At 71.1% G+C, this 16,644-nt stretch carries 12 protein-coding genes and 1 tRNA gene; 3 read left to right on the forward strand and 10 right to left on the reverse strand.

Annotation, left to right across the window (positions count from 1 at the left end):
* Positions 1-238 precede the first annotated feature (238 nt).
* Positions 239-2,482 (forward strand): TonB-dependent siderophore receptor, encoded by a 2,244-nt coding sequence (locus MKK82_RS15310; protein WP_243986208.1) that lies wholly within the window; start codon positions 239-241, stop codon positions 2,480-2,482.
* Positions 2,483-2,619: 137 nt separating this feature from the next.
* On the opposite strand, the gene MKK82_RS15315 is transcribed toward MKK82_RS15310, so the two are convergent.
* From MKK82_RS15315 to MKK82_RS15355, 9 genes are all read right to left on the reverse strand, one after another.
* Positions 2,620-4,164 (reverse strand): PhnE/PtxC family ABC transporter permease, encoded by a 1,545-nt coding sequence (locus tag MKK82_RS15315; RefSeq protein ID WP_243986209.1) that lies wholly within the window; start codon positions 4,162-4,164, stop codon positions 2,620-2,622.
* Positions 4,164-4,844, reverse strand: a complete 681-nt coding sequence (locus tag MKK82_RS15320) for an ATP-binding cassette domain-containing protein (RefSeq protein WP_238293286.1) — start codon at positions 4,842-4,844, stop codon at positions 4,164-4,166. Before MKK82_RS15320 ends, MKK82_RS15315 begins: the two co-directional genes overlap by 1 nt.
* 5 nt (positions 4,845-4,849) lie before the next feature.
* Positions 4,850-5,740: a putative selenate ABC transporter substrate-binding protein gene (locus MKK82_RS15325; RefSeq protein ID WP_238293288.1), complete on the reverse strand. Its 891-nt coding sequence runs from the start codon at positions 5,738-5,740 to the stop codon at positions 4,850-4,852.
* Between the two features lie 182 nt (positions 5,741-5,922).
* Positions 5,923-6,144 carry a hypothetical protein gene (locus MKK82_RS15330; protein WP_238293290.1) on the reverse strand — a complete coding sequence of 74 codons (222 nt, stop codon included), beginning with the start codon at positions 6,142-6,144 and terminating at the stop codon, positions 5,923-5,925.
* A gap of 46 nt (positions 6,145-6,190) precedes the next feature.
* On the reverse strand, positions 6,191-7,597 hold the full coding sequence (locus MKK82_RS15335) for an adenylate/guanylate cyclase domain-containing protein (RefSeq protein ID WP_243986211.1): 1,407 nt from the start codon (positions 7,595-7,597) through the stop codon (positions 6,191-6,193).
* A 26-nt stretch (positions 7,598-7,623) separates the two neighbouring features.
* Positions 7,624-9,042, reverse strand: coding sequence for a GTPase HflX (hflX, locus tag MKK82_RS15340; RefSeq protein ID WP_243986213.1), 1,419 nt, complete (start codon positions 9,040-9,042; stop codon positions 7,624-7,626).
* A 363-nt stretch (positions 9,043-9,405) separates the two neighbouring features.
* Complete coding sequence (hfq, locus tag MKK82_RS15345) at positions 9,406-9,657, reverse strand: RNA chaperone Hfq (protein ID WP_007563033.1); 252 nt, start codon at positions 9,655-9,657, stop codon at positions 9,406-9,408.
* A gap of 197 nt (positions 9,658-9,854) precedes the next feature.
* Positions 9,855-11,219, reverse strand: a complete 1,365-nt coding sequence (locus MKK82_RS15350) for a sigma-54-dependent transcriptional regulator (RefSeq protein ID WP_238291250.1) — start codon at positions 11,217-11,219, stop codon at positions 9,855-9,857.
* On the reverse strand, positions 11,216-13,591 hold the full coding sequence (locus tag MKK82_RS15355) for a sensor histidine kinase NtrY-like (RefSeq protein ID WP_243986214.1): 2,376 nt from the start codon (positions 13,589-13,591) through the stop codon (positions 11,216-11,218). The genes MKK82_RS15350 and MKK82_RS15355 overlap by 4 nt, the downstream gene beginning before the upstream one ends.
* Positions 13,592-14,054: 463 nt before the next feature.
* On the opposite strand from MKK82_RS15355, the gene MKK82_RS15360 reads away from it, so the two are divergent.
* Positions 14,055-15,110, forward strand: coding sequence for an oxidoreductase (locus MKK82_RS15360; protein ID WP_243986215.1), 1,056 nt, complete (start codon positions 14,055-14,057; stop codon positions 15,108-15,110).
* A 93-nt stretch (positions 15,111-15,203) separates the two neighbouring features.
* Positions 15,204-15,296 (forward strand) — tRNA-Sec (locus tag MKK82_RS15365).
* 2 nt (positions 15,297-15,298) lie between these two features.
* Here the strand turns inward: MKK82_RS15365 and MKK82_RS34195 are convergent.
* A complete protein-coding gene (locus MKK82_RS34195) occupies positions 15,299-16,357 on the reverse strand; it encodes a tyrosine-type recombinase/integrase (protein ID WP_243986216.1) in 1,059 nt (352 codons plus the stop codon).
* Positions 16,358-16,644: the final 287 nt, after the last annotated feature.

Here is a 16,644-nt window from a genome sequence, read left to right on the forward strand (position 1 = left end):
ACGCGCGGCCCGCCCTGCCCCGCGGGGCCGCCTCACCGGCACGTGTCGCGCTGGCAACACTCCTCGCCTTCCGCGCGAAGCCGCCTTGCGGTCGAGCCGGACCACCCGTACTCCGGGTTCTGGAAAGCTGAGTAATCACATCACTTTAGCACAATTCTAAACTGCGGTGCAGCCCCGCCGGGCCTGATCCCGGCGCACGCGGTCGGCTGCCCGCGAGGTCGTACGGGGCACAGGTCCGATGAGAGCCGCTCACCCTTATCCAAGCGCCCTGCGCGCCCTTCTCGCCGGCGCCTCGCTCGCCGTCCTGGCGCAGGCCGCGCCGGGCTTCGCCCAGGATGCGGCGCCGCGCCGCGGGATCTCTAGCCCGCCGGCCGGCGGGAGCGTGCAGCTCGAGGAGCTCAGCGTCGAGAGCCGCGGCGGCGGTCCGGTCCCGGTGGCGCAGGCCGGCGCGGTCGCGCGGGCGGTGGAGAGCCCCACCGGCCCGATCGACGGCTTCGTGGCGAAGCGCTCGGCCACCGCCACCAAGACCAACACCCCGCTGATCGAGACGCCGCAATCGATCACGGTCGTGGGGCGCCAGCAGATCGACACGCAGAACGCCCAGACCCTGCAGCAGGCGACGCAGTACGTGGCCGGCACCTATGCGGGCACCTTCGGGGCCGACTCGCGCCTCGACTATTTCCAGCTGCGCGGCTTCGTGGCCAGCGATTACGGCCTCTACCGGGACGGCCTGCAGCTCCTGAACTACGGCTTCGCCTACTACCGGATCAACACCTTCGGGCTGGAGCGCGTCGAGGTGCTGCGCGGCCCCGCCGCGGTGCTGTTCGGCGCCGGCAATCCCGGCGGCCTGATCAACCAGGTCACCAAGCGCCCGACCGAGAACCCGTTCGGGCTGATCGAGGTCGGCGGCGGCTCCTTCGACCAGCGCTACGCCGCCTTCGACGTCGGCGGCCCGGCCGACCGGGAGGGCCACTGGTTCACCCGCCTGACCGGCTACGCCCGCAACGGCGGCACGCAGGTCCAGGGCGCGCCGGACGACAGCTATTACATCGCTCCGGCCTTCACCTATAAGCCGGACGGCGCGACCCGGTTCACGGTGCTGTCGAGCTTCCAGCACGACAACACGGCGGTGACCTCGAACTTCCTGCCCTATTTCGGCACGGTGAAGCCCACGGTGCTGGGCCTGCGCATCCCGCGCTCGCTCAACGTCGGCGATGCCGGCTTCAACACCTTCCGGCGCGACCAGGCGTTCATCGGCTACGAGTTCGAGCACGTCTTCGACGATACCTGGGCGGTGCGCCAGAACGCCCGCTACGCCTTCGCGGAGAGCTACCAGAACTCTTATATCGGCCAGCTCGGCTACGCCGATCCCCAGCAGACGCAGCTCGCCCGCTACCTGTTCCGGGACCACGCCAAGGTCGCCCAGCTCGACGTCGACACCCAGGCCGAGGCCCGGTTCTTCGACGGCTTCTTCAAGCACGACTTCCTGATGGGCGTGGAGTACCGGAACTTCCAGATCCACGACAATCAAGCCTCGGGCTTTCCGGGCCCGAACCTGAATATCCTCGCGCCGTTCTACGGCCCGCAAGCGGTCTCGGCCTCGCCCTACCTGATCCAGGCGGATTCGTTCCAGCAGGTCGGGCTCTACTTCCAGGATCAGATCAAGCTGACGCCGGAGCTGAGCCTGATCCTCGGCGGCCGTCAGGACTTCGTCGACAACCGCGTCTACGACCGCCTGACGCCCGCCAACAGCAACGGCCGCAACGACAGCGCCTTCACCTACCGGGCTGCGGCGATCTACAATTTCGACTTCGGCCTCGCGCCGTACGTGATGTACTCGACCTCGTTCCAGCCGCTGATCGGCACCGACATCAACGGCCAGACCTTCAGGCCGGAGACGGGGGATCAGATCGAGGGCGGCGTCAAGTTCGAGCCGCCCGGCCAGGGCTACTTCCTGACGTTTGCCGGCTTCGACATTCACCGCAGCAACGTGCAGACCCCGAACCCGGCGAACACGCTGTTCCAGCAGCAGATCGGCGAGGTGCGCTCCACCGGCTTCGAGTCGCAGCTCGTGGCCAACCTGTTCGACGGCCTCAACGTCGTCGCCTCCTACACGGTCTTCGGGATCAACACCGTGCGGGGCAACCTCGACCAGATCGGGCGCGTGCCGGTCAACACCCCGGAGAACCTCGCCAACCTGTTCTTCGACTACACGATCCCGGCCGGCGACTGGCGCGGCTTCGGGTTCGGCGGCGGCGTGCGCTACATCGGGCGCTCGTTCGCCAACGTGGCCAACTCCCTGCGCCTGCCCGATTACGTGCTGTTCGACGCGCAGGTGCACTACGATTACGAGAACTGGCGCTTCCAGGTGAACGCCACGAACCTCGCCGACCGGCGCTTCGTCTCGTCCTGCCAGGCGGAGAATTCCTGCTTCTACGGCGATGCCCGCCGGGTGCTCGCGAAGGTCAGCTACAAGTGGTGAGAGTGCCCGACATCGACCCCGTGGTTCCCCCTCCGCCGCAGGGGCTACGCGGTTCACACCGCGCGGGCCGAGGCGGCTGCTCTCGCACATCCTGAGGGGGCAGTCGGGGCGCGTGTTCCGACCGCACCCCTGCCCCTTCACGGGGCCTCCGCCCCGGTGATCGGCTGCGGACCCGACAGTCTGGTCGGCAAGGCGTCGATCCGCAGGGACCGGCGTAAGGCGCGCGAGACGGCGTCGACCGCCACCGTCACCAGGGCGGTGGCGGCGATCAGGAGGGTGGCCACGTCGAGGCGCAATTCCGAGATCGCGGCGTCGACGTAGAAGCCCAGCGTCGTGACCCCCAGGATCCCGAAGATCGCGCTCTCCCGCAGGATCAGCTCCCAGCGGTAGAGCAGGTAGGCCAGGAATTGGCCGTAGAGGCGGGGCACGGTCTCGTAGGCGTAGAGGTCGAGGCCCCGCGGCGCGTCGGCGCGGTAGGGGATCGCGTCGGCGTGCCGGCCCATCAGGTAGGCGACGATCCCGGCATTGTGCAGCGCCAGCGCGAGGATCGCCGGCAGCATCGAGGGGCCGAGCAGTTGCAGGCCGACATAGGCGAGCATGTATTCCGGCGTGGAGCGCACCACCACCAGCAGCGCCCGCCCGAGGGGCCGCCCGAGGGGGCCGGCGAAGCGCCGCGCGGTGAGCGGGAACAGGACCAGGGCCCCGAGGGCGGTCGCCGCCAGGGCGATCTGCGCCAGGACCAGGGTCTGCGCGGTGCCGGGCAGGATCTGCTCGGTCAGGATCGGGCGCAGCCACGACCAGAGCCGCACCCAGGTCTCGGGCTCGGCCAGGGGGGCGCCCCGGAGCGGCGCCGGCACGATGTCGTGGCCGAGGAAGCGCGCGAGGCTCGGGCCGATGGCCGCGCTGCCGACGGTCGGCGGCAGCGCCAGCGCGGCGCCCACCAGCAGGACCGGCAGGGTCCGGGCGCGCACCCAGAGCCGGCGCGTGCCGATCAGCGCGTAGAAGATCAGCAGCAGCGCCCCGGCCTCGGCGTAGCGGCCCTGGCGGAAGGCGGATTCGAAGGCGAAGCCCATGGTCGGCAGGCCGATGAAGCCGAGCACGAGGCTGGAGCGCAGGCCGCATTCCAGACGATAGAGGGTGTAGTCGCGCATGCGCCCGGCCACCTCGGGCAGGCGGGCGTACAGGAAGGCCGAGACCGTGCCGGTGCCCGCCGGCAGGACCCGGAGGGCCGCGAGGTCGGCCTCCTCGATCAGCTCGGCATAGACCTTGGCGCAGATGCCCGCGTAGGGCAGCGCGATGGCGAGCACGCCGGTGGTCGCCGAGAGCCCGAAGACCTGCATCAGGAGCAGCGCCCAGAACAGCTCGTGGACGGCGCGGACGGCCGCGCAGGCGAGCCGGACCGCGCGGGAGCGGGCGAAGGGCATCGCCAGCAGCAGGCCCGTCCCGGCGCCCAGCCCGACGCCGAGCACCGCGAAGGCCACCGTGTAGACGACGCTCCGGCCGTCCACGGCGAGGAGGTCGGGCCGGGTCAGACCGCCCAGCAGGCGGGAAAGGTCGGACCAGGGATGGAGCGTGGTGACCTGCAGGTCGGCCACGAGCAGGCCGGCGAGCGCGGCGGCCAGGAGCCAGCGGCTCACCGAAGCGTAGCCCGGCCGCGGCAGGAACGCGGCGCCGCGCCTCATCAGGCGGCCTCGTAGAAGGGGCTGAGGCGCGCCGGATCGAGGCCGGCGGAGGGCGCGTCGAGGACGATGCGGCCGGCCTCCAGCACGACGATCCGGTCGGTATGGGCGAGGGCCAGGGCGACGTCGTGCAGCGCCAGGATCAGGGTCTCGTGGCTGCGGGCCAACTCGGCGAGGATCCGGCCGCCCTGCTGGCGATCCAGCGCCGAGACCGGCTCGTCGCCCACCAGGATCGGCCGGCCGTTGTAGAGGGCGCGGGCCACCGAGACGCGCTGCTGCTGGCCGCCCGACAGGGCCCCGGCCTTGGCCCAGAGCTGGTCGGCCAGCCCGACCCGGCCGAGGACATCCTCCACGGCGGCGACGTCGCGCCGCGCGGGGCGGACCAGGTTGCGGAGGTTGTGCAGGGTCGAGCGCCGGTCGAGACGGCCCATGTAGACGTTGTGGAACACCGAGAGCGGGCGCACCAGGGCGGCGGCCTGGGGCACCAGGGCCACCCGCTCGGGCGCCTGCCCGTGGATCAGGCCGATCAGGGTCGACTTGCCGGCCCCCGAGCGGCCCATCAGCGCGAGGCGCTCCCCCACCCGCACGGTCAGGTCGATGCCGGTGAGCACCGGGCGCCCGCCATAGGATGCCGCGGCGTCCGCGAGGACGATCGCCGCCGGGGATCCGGTCCCGCCCGCCACGGCGTTCAGTCTAGCAGGCCGGTGGAGCGGCCCACTGCGACGAGGGGCTCGTAGGCGGCGTTGCTCACGGGCACGAACTTCGACCGCCCGAACGGCTCCAGGATCGCCGGGTCGGTGACGCCGGTCAGGGCCGTCCGCAGCTTCTCGGTGAAGCCCGCGCCGTAGGTCTGCTCCACGTCGCCCCGCACGGTCCACTGGTAGTCGGGGAAGGTCGGGCTTTCCCAGATCACCGTGACGGCCGTCGGGTCGACCTTGCCGGCCTTGGTGTCGAGATCCCAGACCGAGTAGTCGACGGCGCCCACCGCAAAGGCGCCGGACTGGACCAGCTGGATCGTGCGGGTGTGGTCGCCGGAGAATCCGACCCGGGCGAAGACCTGCTCAGGGCTCTTCCCCGGGAAGGCCTGGCGGATGAAGTATTCCGGCATCAGCCGCCCGGAGGTCGAGGCGCGGGCGCCGAACGTGAAGGTCCTGTCCTGGATGTCCTTGGGGAAGTCCGCCCCGCGCTTCAGGCCGGTCGCGGCGTTGGCGATGATGTAGGTCTTGAACGCCGCGTCCTCGGCGCCCTGCGCGATCGCCTGGGAGCCCGGGACGGCCTTGCGGGCCTGCACGCCGGTGAAGCCGCCGAACCACGCGAGCTGTACCTGCCCGTTGGTGAAGGCGGTGACCGCCGCCGGGTAGCTCTTCACCGGGATGTAGCGCACCGGCACGCCGAGCTTGGCCTCCAGATAGGCCGCGACCCTGCCGAAGCGCTCGACCAGGCGGCTCTCGTCCTGGTCGGGGATGCCGGTGAAGACGAGGGGCGGGACCGCCCTGTCCTGCGCCTCCGCCGGAGCGGATGCGGCCAGCGCCGCGACGCATCCCAGGGCGAGCCGCCCCAACCGTCCCGATCCCAGCATCGATCCTCCGCGGTGCCGCGCCCGGCCCCGCGGGCGCGCAAACCGGGGCGGGCGTAGCAGAAGCCGCTGCGCCCGCCACCCTCCGGCACCACTGATCCCCGAAAACCGGCCGAACCGGAAGGGGTTTCCGATCCGGTCCGCGCACCGCGGCCGAAAACCGCCGGATCGGCAGGCCGACCGCCTCAGCGGTGATGATGGTGGCGATGGTGCCGGCGCATCCGGTGGGCGCGGTGCATCATCGTGCGCGACTCCATCCGGGCGTTGCGGTGCATGCCGCCGAAGCGGCCGTTGCCCTGCGCGGCGGCGTTCCGGTCGAGGCCGTCGCCGGGAGAGGCGAGGCCCGGGCTTGCGGCGCCGACGACGAGGCCGAGCGCGAGCGCCGCGCCGAGGATGATCTTGTTCATGGACCGAATGTCTTTCCGCGACCCTGCGCCGCGCCGACCGAACGGATTAAAGCCGGCCCGGTTCCGGCGTCGCCGCGGAGCGCGCCGCGGCATCCTGTGGCAGGTGGGGGATGTCCGGCCCCGCCCGACACGCGCGGGCGGGCGGCGGGGGCCGGCTCGGGGGCCGCTCCGCCGCGACGGCGAACAGGGTGAGCAATCCCGGCAGGGCCGCCTGCGGGACCGGCGCGGCCCGGATGCCGGCCGGCAGCGTTCCGCCGAACAAGTCCAGGAAGTCGCCCGAGGCCGCGACCTCGATCTCGGCGGCCTTGGCCTGCGCCTCGATCCGCGACAGGGCGTTCATCGCGGGACCCAGCACCGTGTACTCGGCCCGCACCCCGTCGTCGAAGACCCCGACCAGGAGGTCGCCCGCGTGCAGGGCGACCACGACCCGGACGGTGAACAGACCCTCGCGCGCCCGCGCGGCGTTGAGGGCGGCCATCCGCTGGCGGATCGACAGGGCGCAGGCCAGCGCCGCCCGCGCCTGCGCGTCGGGCCGGCCGATCACGAACTGCACGAGCACCGCGTCGCCGATGTACTTGTCGACGAGGCCGCCCTGCTCGGACACCGCCGCCTGGGCGGCCGCCCGGACGGCCAGCAGCGCCGCCACCATGGCTTCGGGCGGGTGCTCGCGGGAGAGCCGCGAGAAGCCGCGGATGTCGAGGATCATCAGGCAGGCGTGGCGCCGATGGATGCCGAGCCCGGAATCGCCGTCCTCGCCGGCGAGGTCGAGGGCGACCGTGTCGGGCACGAAGCGCGCGAGCTGGGTCCGCTCGTGTTCCATCCGCAGGGCGCGCGCCACCGCGGCGCGCAGGCGGGTCGTGCCGTCGACCACCAGGAGGCCCGCCGCCACGAAGGTGGCGAGCCCGGTCATCTGCGCAGTCGGGAAGGTGTCGGGGCTCGGGAACAGCTCCGGATAGAAGAGGCCGAACAGGGAGGCCGCGCTCCAGCAGACGGTGACCAGCCCGCAGAACAGCAGGGTCTGCGCCACCCGCATGCTGAGGCCGGTCTGGAGCAGGAGCAGGAAGGCGGGCAGGCGGCTCACCGCGTCGGCGCCGAGGCCGGCCCCGCCCCCGGCCAGCATGTGCTCGATGATGACGTAGACGGCGAGCCCGGCGTTGAGCAGGGTGCCGGCCCAGCTATAGGCGTTGGCCCGGGGGCCGCCGCCCCGCTCCCGCAGCCCGAACCAGACCGTGCCGAGGCCGTAGAGGCCGAGGATGAGCCAGTGGCTCAGGGCGTGCAGCGAGCCGTCATAGGCCTGGGCCGCCATCAGCAGCACCAGCACGATCACCACCCGCAGGCCGAGGAGGCGCAGGCCACCGCCGGCCTGCATGGCCCGCAGCACCGCCTCGTCGTCCGATCCCGGATCCGCCCTGCCCTCGGCCGGCGCCCAGGCGGGCAGCAGCGCGGAAGGCAACCAGTTTCCGAGGCCGCCCGGGGCCATCAACCGCCCCGGCCGAGGCGCCGGGCCGCCGCGAAGCGGTTGAGGAAGCGGGGCTCCTTCTCGGGGGCGATCCGGACCGCGAGGTGCAGGGTGCCGTCGGCCTCGGACCGACGGTCGAGGATCTCGGCGTTCTCGTAGAGCCAGTTGAGCGCCGCCCCGTCCTCCGGCGGCAGGGCCACCGCGAAGCTCGCCCGGTTGCGCCCGATCCGGGCCTCGATCCGGGCCGACAGGGCCGCGAGCCCCTCCCCGGTCACCGCCGAGACCAGGACCGGCGCGGCGCTGTCGCGGTCGTTGCGGGCCTTGGCCTGGCCGCTGAGGTTCAGGAGCCGGTTGCGCTCGTCGTCGTCGAGGAGGTCGGCCTTGTTCCAGACCTCGATGATCCGGTCGGCGCTGGTCTCGATCCCGAGTTCGCGCAGGACCTCGCCGACATCCTCGGCCTGGGCCTCGGAATCGACGTGGGAGACGTCGCGCACGTGGAGCAGCACGTCGGCCTCGATGGCGTCCTCCAGGGTCGCCCGGAAGGCCGCGATCAGCGGCGTCGGCAGGTCGGAGATGAAGCCCACCGTGTCGGACAGGATCACGGTCTCGCCGTGGGGCAGCTTGGTCGCCCGGGCGGTGGGGTCGAGGGTGGCGAACAGCATGTCCTTCGCGGTGACCTCGGCCCGGGTCAGGGCGTTGAACAGGCTCGACTTCCCGGCATTGGTGTAGCCGACGAGCGCCACGATCGGGTACGGGACCCGCGCCCGGCTCTGCCGGTGCAGACCCCGGGTGCGCACCACCGCGTCGAGATCGCGCTCGATCCGGGTCATGCGCTCCTGGATCATGCGCCGGTCGGCCTCGATCTGGGTCTCGCCGGGACCGCCCAGGAAGCCGAAGCCGCCCCGCTGGCGCTCCAGGTGGGTCCAGGAGCGCACGAGCCGGGACTTCTGGTAGGCGAGGTGGGCGTGCTCCACCTGGAGGGTGCCCTCCCGGGTCGAGGCGCGGCGCCCGAAGATCTCCAGGATCAGGCCGGTGCGGTCGATGACCTTGGCGCCCCAGGCCTTCTCGAGGTTGCGCTGCTGCACGGGCGAGAGGGCGCAGTCCATCACGACGAGGCCGATCTCCCGGGCGCGGATCAGGCCGGCGATCTCCTCGACTCGGCCCTTGCCCAGATAGGTCGAGGGGCGGATCCGCGGCAGGCTGATGGCGAGGCTCTCGACCACGTCGAGCTCGATCGCGGCGGCGAGTCCGGTCGCCTCGTCGAGCCGCGCCTCCACGGAGCGCAGGGGCGCGGCCGATCCGTGCCCGTTCCCGGTCCCGTGCGCGCTGCGCGCGAGGTAGGGGCCGATCACCAGGGTGTGGGTCGCCGCGGCGATCTCGCCCTCGGGGGCGGCCTGCGCCTGGAGGCGGGCTTCGCCGGACGTCAGCGTTTCGGTCATGCAGCCTTTGACACCGCCGGAAGGCCGGCGGCTTCGTTCGAGAAGTCGGATCCGTCAGAATGGGGATGCGGGCGGGCCGGGCCAAGATGCCGGGCGGCCACGGATACAGATATCCGCAAAGGTGCGGATCGCGCGCGTCCGCACGCCCCCTCTCTGCGGGAGCGGATGGCCCTGCGTCGGCAGGCGCCGGAGGGGGAACCCCGGCTCAGGAGGAGGCGGATTCCGCCGACGCGGGCACAGGCTCATCCTGCACCGTCGCTCGCCCTCGCGGGCCTTCGTCCCGACCCGACCGCCTGCGGACGCCACCCGCCCCGCAGAGGGGGACGGGAGAGCCCCGGCGGGCGCCCTCGCCCATCGCTGGCGTCACGCCTTCTCGGCGGTCTCGTCCGGCTCGAACAGCTGCACCGGGTGGCCCGGCATGATCGTGGAGATCGCGTGCTTGTAGACCAGCTGCGAGTGCCCGTCCCGGCGGAGCAGCACGCAGAAATTGTCGAACCACGTCACCACGCCCTGGAGCTTGACGCCGTTGACGAGGAAGATGGTCAGCGGGATCTTGTTCTTGCGGACATGGTTGAGAAAGGTGTCCTGAAGGTTCTGTGCGCGTTCGCCCGCCATCTTCTTGGCCTTCTTGTTGTCCCGGCTCGTTCCGTCCGGAATGGGTCTGCCGCGGGCCGGATCGTCCGACCATCCCGACCGCGGCTTTGTATACAAGCACCATGACTTGGCGAAAGCGTGGGCGCAAGCAACCCCCGCCCCGGCTTCATCCGTGACGGATCGACACCGCCTTCACCGCGTCCGCCCGGTCCTCCGGCTCACGGGCCGATGCCCAGGGACTTCAACTTGCGGTGTAGAGCCGAGCGCTCCATGCCGATGAATTCGGCGGTGCGGGAGATGTTGCCCGAGAACCGCGCGATCTGCGCCACGAGGTATTCCCGCTCGAAGATCTCGCGGGCCTCCCGGAGCGCGAGGCTCATCAGCTTCTCGCCGCCCGCGCCCCCCGGGGTGGTCGGCACCAGGGCGCCGATCTCGGAGGGCAGCATCTCGGAGGTGACCTCCTGCTCCGGGTCGGCCTGGGTCAGGATCATCAGCCGCTCGACGTTGTTCTTGAGCTGGCGGACGTTGCCCGGCCAGTTGTGCGACTGCAGCACCGCCATCGCGTCCTCGGCGATCCGGCGCTTGGGCAGGCCGGTCTGGGACGAGATGTTGTCCATGAAGAACTGGATCAGCTCGGGCACGTCCTCCCGGCGCTCCGACAGGGCCGGCACCCGGATCGGCACCACCGAGAGGCGGTGGAACAGGTCCTCGCGGAAGCGGCCCGCGGCGATCTCCTCCTGCAGGTCCCGGGAGGAGGAGGAGATGATCCGGACGTCCACGTGGACCCGCGTCGTGCCGCCGACCCGCTGGAAGTTCTGGTCGACGAGGACGCGCAGGATCCGGTTCTGGGTCTCGCGCGGCATGTCGGCGACCTCGTCGAGGTAGAGGGTGCCGCCATGGGCCTCCTCCAGGGCGCCGACCCGCCGGCCGCTCTCGCCCTCGACCCCGAACAGCTCCGCCTCCATGGTCTCGGGCAGGATCGCGGCCGCGTTCAGCAGCACGAACGGGCCGTTCGAGCGGGCCGACGCCTTGTGCAGGCTGCGCGCCGCGAGCTCCTTGCCGGCGCCCAAGGCGCCGGTGATCATCACCCGGGCGTTGGTGGGCGCCACTCGGTCGAGGGTCTGGCGCAGCTGGTTGATCGCCAGCGAGCCGCCGACGATGCGGTTGGCGGCGCCGGAGCGCGCCGTCAGGTCGCGGACTTCGCGCCGCAGCCGAGACGCTTCCAGCGCCCGCTCGGCCACCAGGATCAGCCGGTCGGCCTTGAAGGGCTTCTCGATGAAGTCGTAGGCGCCGGCCTTGATGGCCGAGACCGCGGTCTCGATGTTGCCGTGGCCCGAGATCATCACCACGGGCAGGTCGGGATTGGCGGCCTTGATCAGGTCGAGCACCTGCAGGCCGTCGAGCCGGGAGCCCTGCAGCCAGATGTCGAGGAAGACGAGGTGCGGCCGGCGCGCCTCGATGGCGGCGAGTGCCTCGTCCGAGCCGCCGGCCGTGCGGCAGCGGTGGCCCTCGTCGTCCAGGATCCCGGCCACGAGGTCGCGGATGTCGGCCTCGTCGTCGACGATCAGGATATCGGCGCTCATGCGTGCATCTCCGCGATCCGGGGGGCCGTCGGTGCGGCGCCCTTCTCCTCTGTCGTGACGGGACGGGTCTCGAGGGCGGCGGACGGTTCGGGCCCGTGCTCGCGCGGCACCCGCATCCGCACCTGCCCGCCGCGACCGGCGGGATTGTCGTTCAGCTCGATCCCGCCGCCGTGCTCCTCCAGCACCTTGCTGACGATGGCAAGCCCCAGCCCGGTGCCACCCTCGCGGGTGGTCATGTAGGGCTCGAGCAGGCGCTGGCGCCCCTCGGCGGGGAAACCCTTGCCGTTGTCGGTGACGGCGATCACCGCGAACCCGTCCTCGACGGCGAGGCTCAGGGAGATCTTGCCCTTGCCGAGCTCGGCCTCCGGCACCTCGGCCACCGCCTCGACGGCGTTCTTGAGGATGTTGGTGATCACCTGGCTGAGCAGCCGGATGTCGAAGGCCGCCACGATCTTCTCGGATTCACCGGCCCCGCCCTGGGCCGGGTTTGTCTGGGCCGAGAACGCGAAGTCGATGTCCGGGTGCGCGACCCGCATCATGAACAGGTTCTGCTTGGCGATCTCGGTGAGGTCGTTCGGCGCGATGGCCGGCTTGGGCATCCGCGCGAAGGCCGAGAACTCGTCGACCATGCGCTTGATCTCGTCCACCTGGCGCACGATCGTGGCGGTGCACTGGTCGAACACCTCCTTGTCGGCGGTGATGACCTTCCCGTACTTGCGCCGGATCCGCTCGGCGGAGAGCTGGATCGGGGTCAGCGGGTTCTTGATCTCGTGGGCGATGCGGCGGGCGACGTCCCCCCAGGCGGAGCTGCGCTGCGCCTGGACGAGGTCGGTGATGTCGTCCAGCGTCACCACCGAGCCGCGGGAGGCTCCCTGCGCCTGCTCGCTCGTGACCCGCACCGTGATGGTGCGCTCGCCCCGGGACCGGGTGAGCTGGACCTGCTGCTGCTGCAGGCTGCGCGGGCGCGCCTCGCTCTCGGCGAGCACCGGCGCGAGTTCCGGCACCGCGCGGGCCAGCGGCTGGCCGACCAGGGCGTCGCTCTCCAGGTCGACCATCCGCTCGGCGGCGGGGTTGGCGATGGTGACGAAGCCCGCCGCGTCGAGGCCGATCACCCCGGGCGAGACCCCCGACAGCACGGCTTCCGTGAAGCGGCGGCGGGTGTCGATCAGGTCGCTCGCCGCGATCAGGCCGGCATGCTGGCGGCGCAACTCCTGGGTCATCTTGTTGAAGCTCTCGCCGAGATGGGCGAGGTCGCCGCTGGTCTTCTTGGTCGGCACCTGAGCGTAGAAGTTGCCCGACGCCACCTGGTCGGCGGCGTTGATCAGCCGGCGGATCGGCGCCACGAACCGGTTGGCGAAGTTCATTCCGAACCACACCGCCGACAGGAGCGCGATCAGGGCGATCAGCAGGAACACCGACGCGAAGGTGATCTGGATCGAGCGCCGCAGCGAGTCGTAGGTGAGGTACTCGGCGGCCGCCGCCCGGGACACGCCGGGGAAGTCGATGGCGAGCTGGCTCACCTCCCGCTGCACCATCAGCACGGCGTCGTCGTAGGCCGGCATGCGCAGGAGCGCGGCGAAGACCCGCCCCTCGGTGGGCAGGAGGCAGATCGGGTCGGCGGAGTTGGCCGCGTCCTCGAAGGCCGCCGCCGAGGGCAGGCGGTTGGTCTTGAGGATGTCGATCTTGGCCCGGGCCACCACCTCGGTGGGGCCGCGCATGATCTGCGCCACCGGCAGGCCGAGATTGGTCGCCCGGGTGGTCAGGAAGGTCTGGAACCAGTCCCGGTTCACGTCGAAGTTCGGCCGGGCGCGGGTGAGGTCGTCGGCGAGGATGCGGATCTCGCGGGCGAGGCTCTGGCACTGGTTCTCCTGGTAGGCGTCGGCCACCTCCACGGATTTGAGCACCACGTCGCGGACCCGGTCGGTGAAGCCGAGCGACAGGCCGCGGTCGATCGTTACGGACGCCACCACGGCGAGCAGGATCGTCGGCAGGATCGCGATCAGCGAGAACAGGCCGACGATGCGGGTGTGCAGGCGCGCCACCGCGGCGTTGGCCTTGCGGGCGTGCAGGAAGACCCGCGCCTCCCAGGCGATGATGACGGCCAGCCCGAGCACCAGGACGGCGTTGATGGCGAGCAGCGTCACGCCGTAGGCCGGCGTCGGCGTCACCCGGATCACGCCGGCCAGGATCAGGAAGGTCGCGAGCGCCGAGACCAGGGCGGTGACCACCATGGCGGCACCGATCCAGCCCGGACCGCGCGGGCCCGGCCGCAGGGACTCCGCCAGGGACGCGTCCGGACCCGCCCCCTCCCCGGCCCCCTCGGGGCCGGGCGACGGGCCTTCCTCTGTCGGTGAGCGTCTCAGGAACGGCATGACTGGTGCAGGGCCACAACAGTGTGGCGGAATTAATACGAATCCGGGTCTGGCGGCCGCAGCGGGCCCGGCAATACGCCGCAGCGTGCGGCACCGGAGGGGCGCCCGCGGGGCATCGGATCCCGTCGCGTCGGCCGCTGACCCGGCTCGGACGAGCCGGCGGCGGCGCTCGAGGCCGTCCTGCGCGATGCCGGCCGCAGATCCGGCTTTGCGCGGCGTGGAACACGCTGCTAATCTTCGCGGCCGCGGGGATGATCTGGAAGAATGGCGCTGGAGCGGGTTGTCTGTCTGGAAAGATCTGCTGGATGTAGGCCCGGAAAGTGTTGGAACCGCCTTTGGACTTGCCCTCGACCTGCCGGAGAGAAGCGCGGATGCTCGATCTCATGGCGGCCGTGCCGGTCCCGGCGCCGCCCAGGGTGCCGCTCCGGGCGCCGCTCAGGGACCGTGCCTGCGGTCGGACGCGGTGAGCGCCGCGATCCGCGTGGGCCTGATCGGATACGGCTATTCCGGCCGGACCTTCCACGCGCCCCTGATCCGCGCCGTCGCGGGCCTCGAACTCCGGGTGGTCGGCTCGCGCGATCCCGCCAGGGTCGAGGCCGATCTGCCCGGCGTTGCGGTGGTCGCCGACCCGTTCGCCGCCGCGACGTCGGCGGCGATCGACCTCGTGGTGATCGCCTCCCCCAACGACAGCCACGCCCCGCTCGCGCAGGCCGCCCTGGCGGCGGGCAAGCACGTCGTCGTCGACAAGCCCCTCACCCTCGACCTCGCGGAGGCCCGCGCGCTGCGCGCGGCGGCGCGGAGCCGGAGCCGGTTGCTCGCGGTCTTCCACAACCGCCGCTGGGACAGCGACTTCCTGACCGTCCGCCGCGCCATCGCGGCCGGCGTGATCGGCCCGGTGCGGCACTGCGAATCCCGCTTCGACCGGTTCCGGCCCCGCATCCGTGACCGGTGGCGCGAGGGCGGCGGTCCCGGCAGCGGGATCTGGTACGATCTCGGGCCCCATCTCGTGGATCAGGCCCTCCTGCTCTTCGGCCTGCCCGACCGGGTGACCGCGAGCCTGGCGCGCCTCCGCCCCGGGGCGCGCTCCGACGATTGGGCCCACGTGGTGCTGGCGTATCCGGGCCTGCGGGTGGTGCTCCAGGCGAGCATGCTGGTCGCCGGCGGATCGCCCCGCTTCGTGGTCCATGGCGAGTCCGGCAGCCTGATCAAGCACCGGGCGGACCGGCAGGAGGAGCAGCTGCTGGCCGGGCTCGTGCCCGGCGCGTCGGGATGGGGCGCGGATCCGGACGGGCTGGAGATCCACGACGGGACCGGCACGGTGACGCGGGCGCCGGCCGTGGCCGGGGATCAGCGGTTATTCTACCAGGGGGTCGCGGAGACGCTCCTGCGCGGGCCGGTCGACGAGGCGGCGGCGCTGCAGGCGGTCCGGGTGATGGCGTGTCTGGAGGCGGCCGTCACGTCGGCCCGCGCCGGGACCTCGGTCGGCCTGCCGCTCACGCCGGACGAGCGCGGGCCCTGAGGGCGCGACGTTTGCGCGCCCCTCAGGCTGGGGCTGCGGGCCGCGGGCGTCCGGGCCTTGACCCCGCAGGTGGCGGCCCGTAACCCCGATCGTGGAGGCGAACGGGGTCTGGTGGCCCTCCTGGTCTTCAAAACCAGCGGTACGCCAACAGCGTACGGTGGGTTCGATTCCCATCCGCTTCCGCCAGATCAAGCACTTACCGGCATCTCAGTTGGAGTTGACGTCGTCGAAACCAGCGGCGCTGTACCGGGTTTTGTGCCGACGAGCTTGATTGCTCGGTGCAAGTGCGCGGTGTTCAGATGGGCGTACTTGAGCGTCACCGCGATATGGCGATGGCCTAAGATGGCCTGCAAAGCTGCGAGGTCGCCGGTTTCCTGGAGGAAAATGCTGGCAAATCGGTGCCGCAAGTCATGGCACCTCCAGGGCACCTTCGCCCGCTTCGCGATCACGGCAAACCGGCTGGCGAAGTGGACGTATCTCTCTCCCTCGCCACCGTGCCAGAAAACGTAGCGCCGATCAGGATGCTGGGGTGTGCCTACAAGTGTGCCCAGGGCATCGTCGCTCAACGGGATGGTGCGCGGCGATGAGGTCTTCGTCTTCCAGAGCCGGATCTCCCGGCGCTCGATCGAGACCTGCTTCCACTCCAGGCTGCATGCTTCTTCCTGTCGCATGCCGGTTTGGGCCAGCAGGTGGATCAGGCGGCCGATCATCGGCGGCGCGTGCGCGACGAGGCGCTCGACCTCCTCCTCGCTTGGGTACGAGGTGCGCGGCGGAGCTTCGCGGATGTGCTTCTTCGAGAACTGCCTGACCGGGTTGATCTCGACGAGGTCCCAGGCGACGGCGCACGAGAACATGCAACTGAGCGTAGCCAAATCCCGGCGGATGGTGGCGCCTGTAACTCCTTCCTTCTTACGGACGGTCACGAAGTCGCCGAGGCGCCCTTTGTTGACCTCGTCCAGGAAGAGGCCCCCGAAGTGCGGCGTCAGGTGCTTGAAGCTCTCCCTGTACCGGGCCTGCGTCGAAGGCTTGAGGGTCGGAAGGTACTCCGACGCGAAGCGTTCCAACATCTCCTGGTAGGAACGTCTTGGACGGCCGCCGCGATCAAGCCGTCGATGCTCCTCCAACATCTGGGTGAGGTACTGCTGAGCGATAGTCTTCGAGGTTGTCCGGGCGCTCCTGCGAATCTCCTTCCCGTGCCACTGGAACCTCACCCACCACGTCGAGCCCCGCTTGTAGACCCCCGCCACGCACTATCCTCGGGTTGACCACCGTCGACGAACAGGCTGACATGGACCAGAAAACCTGCAAGCGAAGGACACGTCCGTGCGCGAGGCGCTCCTGGCTTCGAACGCAGAAAGCGAACGTGGCCGTCATCAAGACCGGCTGGAACTCGGCGAACATGCGCGAGGATCGTCTCCGGGCCGGCACATCCAACGTCGGGCTGGACGTCCGTGAGGTCGTCGAGGATCAGAGCGACCGATCCCTAGTAGATCCCGTCGTCCTGCGCTCGTCCACGCGTTCACCAGAATGGCCG

The sequence above is a fragment of the Methylobacterium sp. E-046 genome, assembly GCF_022829625.1.
GTDB lineage: Bacteria > Pseudomonadota > Alphaproteobacteria > Rhizobiales > Beijerinckiaceae > Methylobacterium > Methylobacterium longum.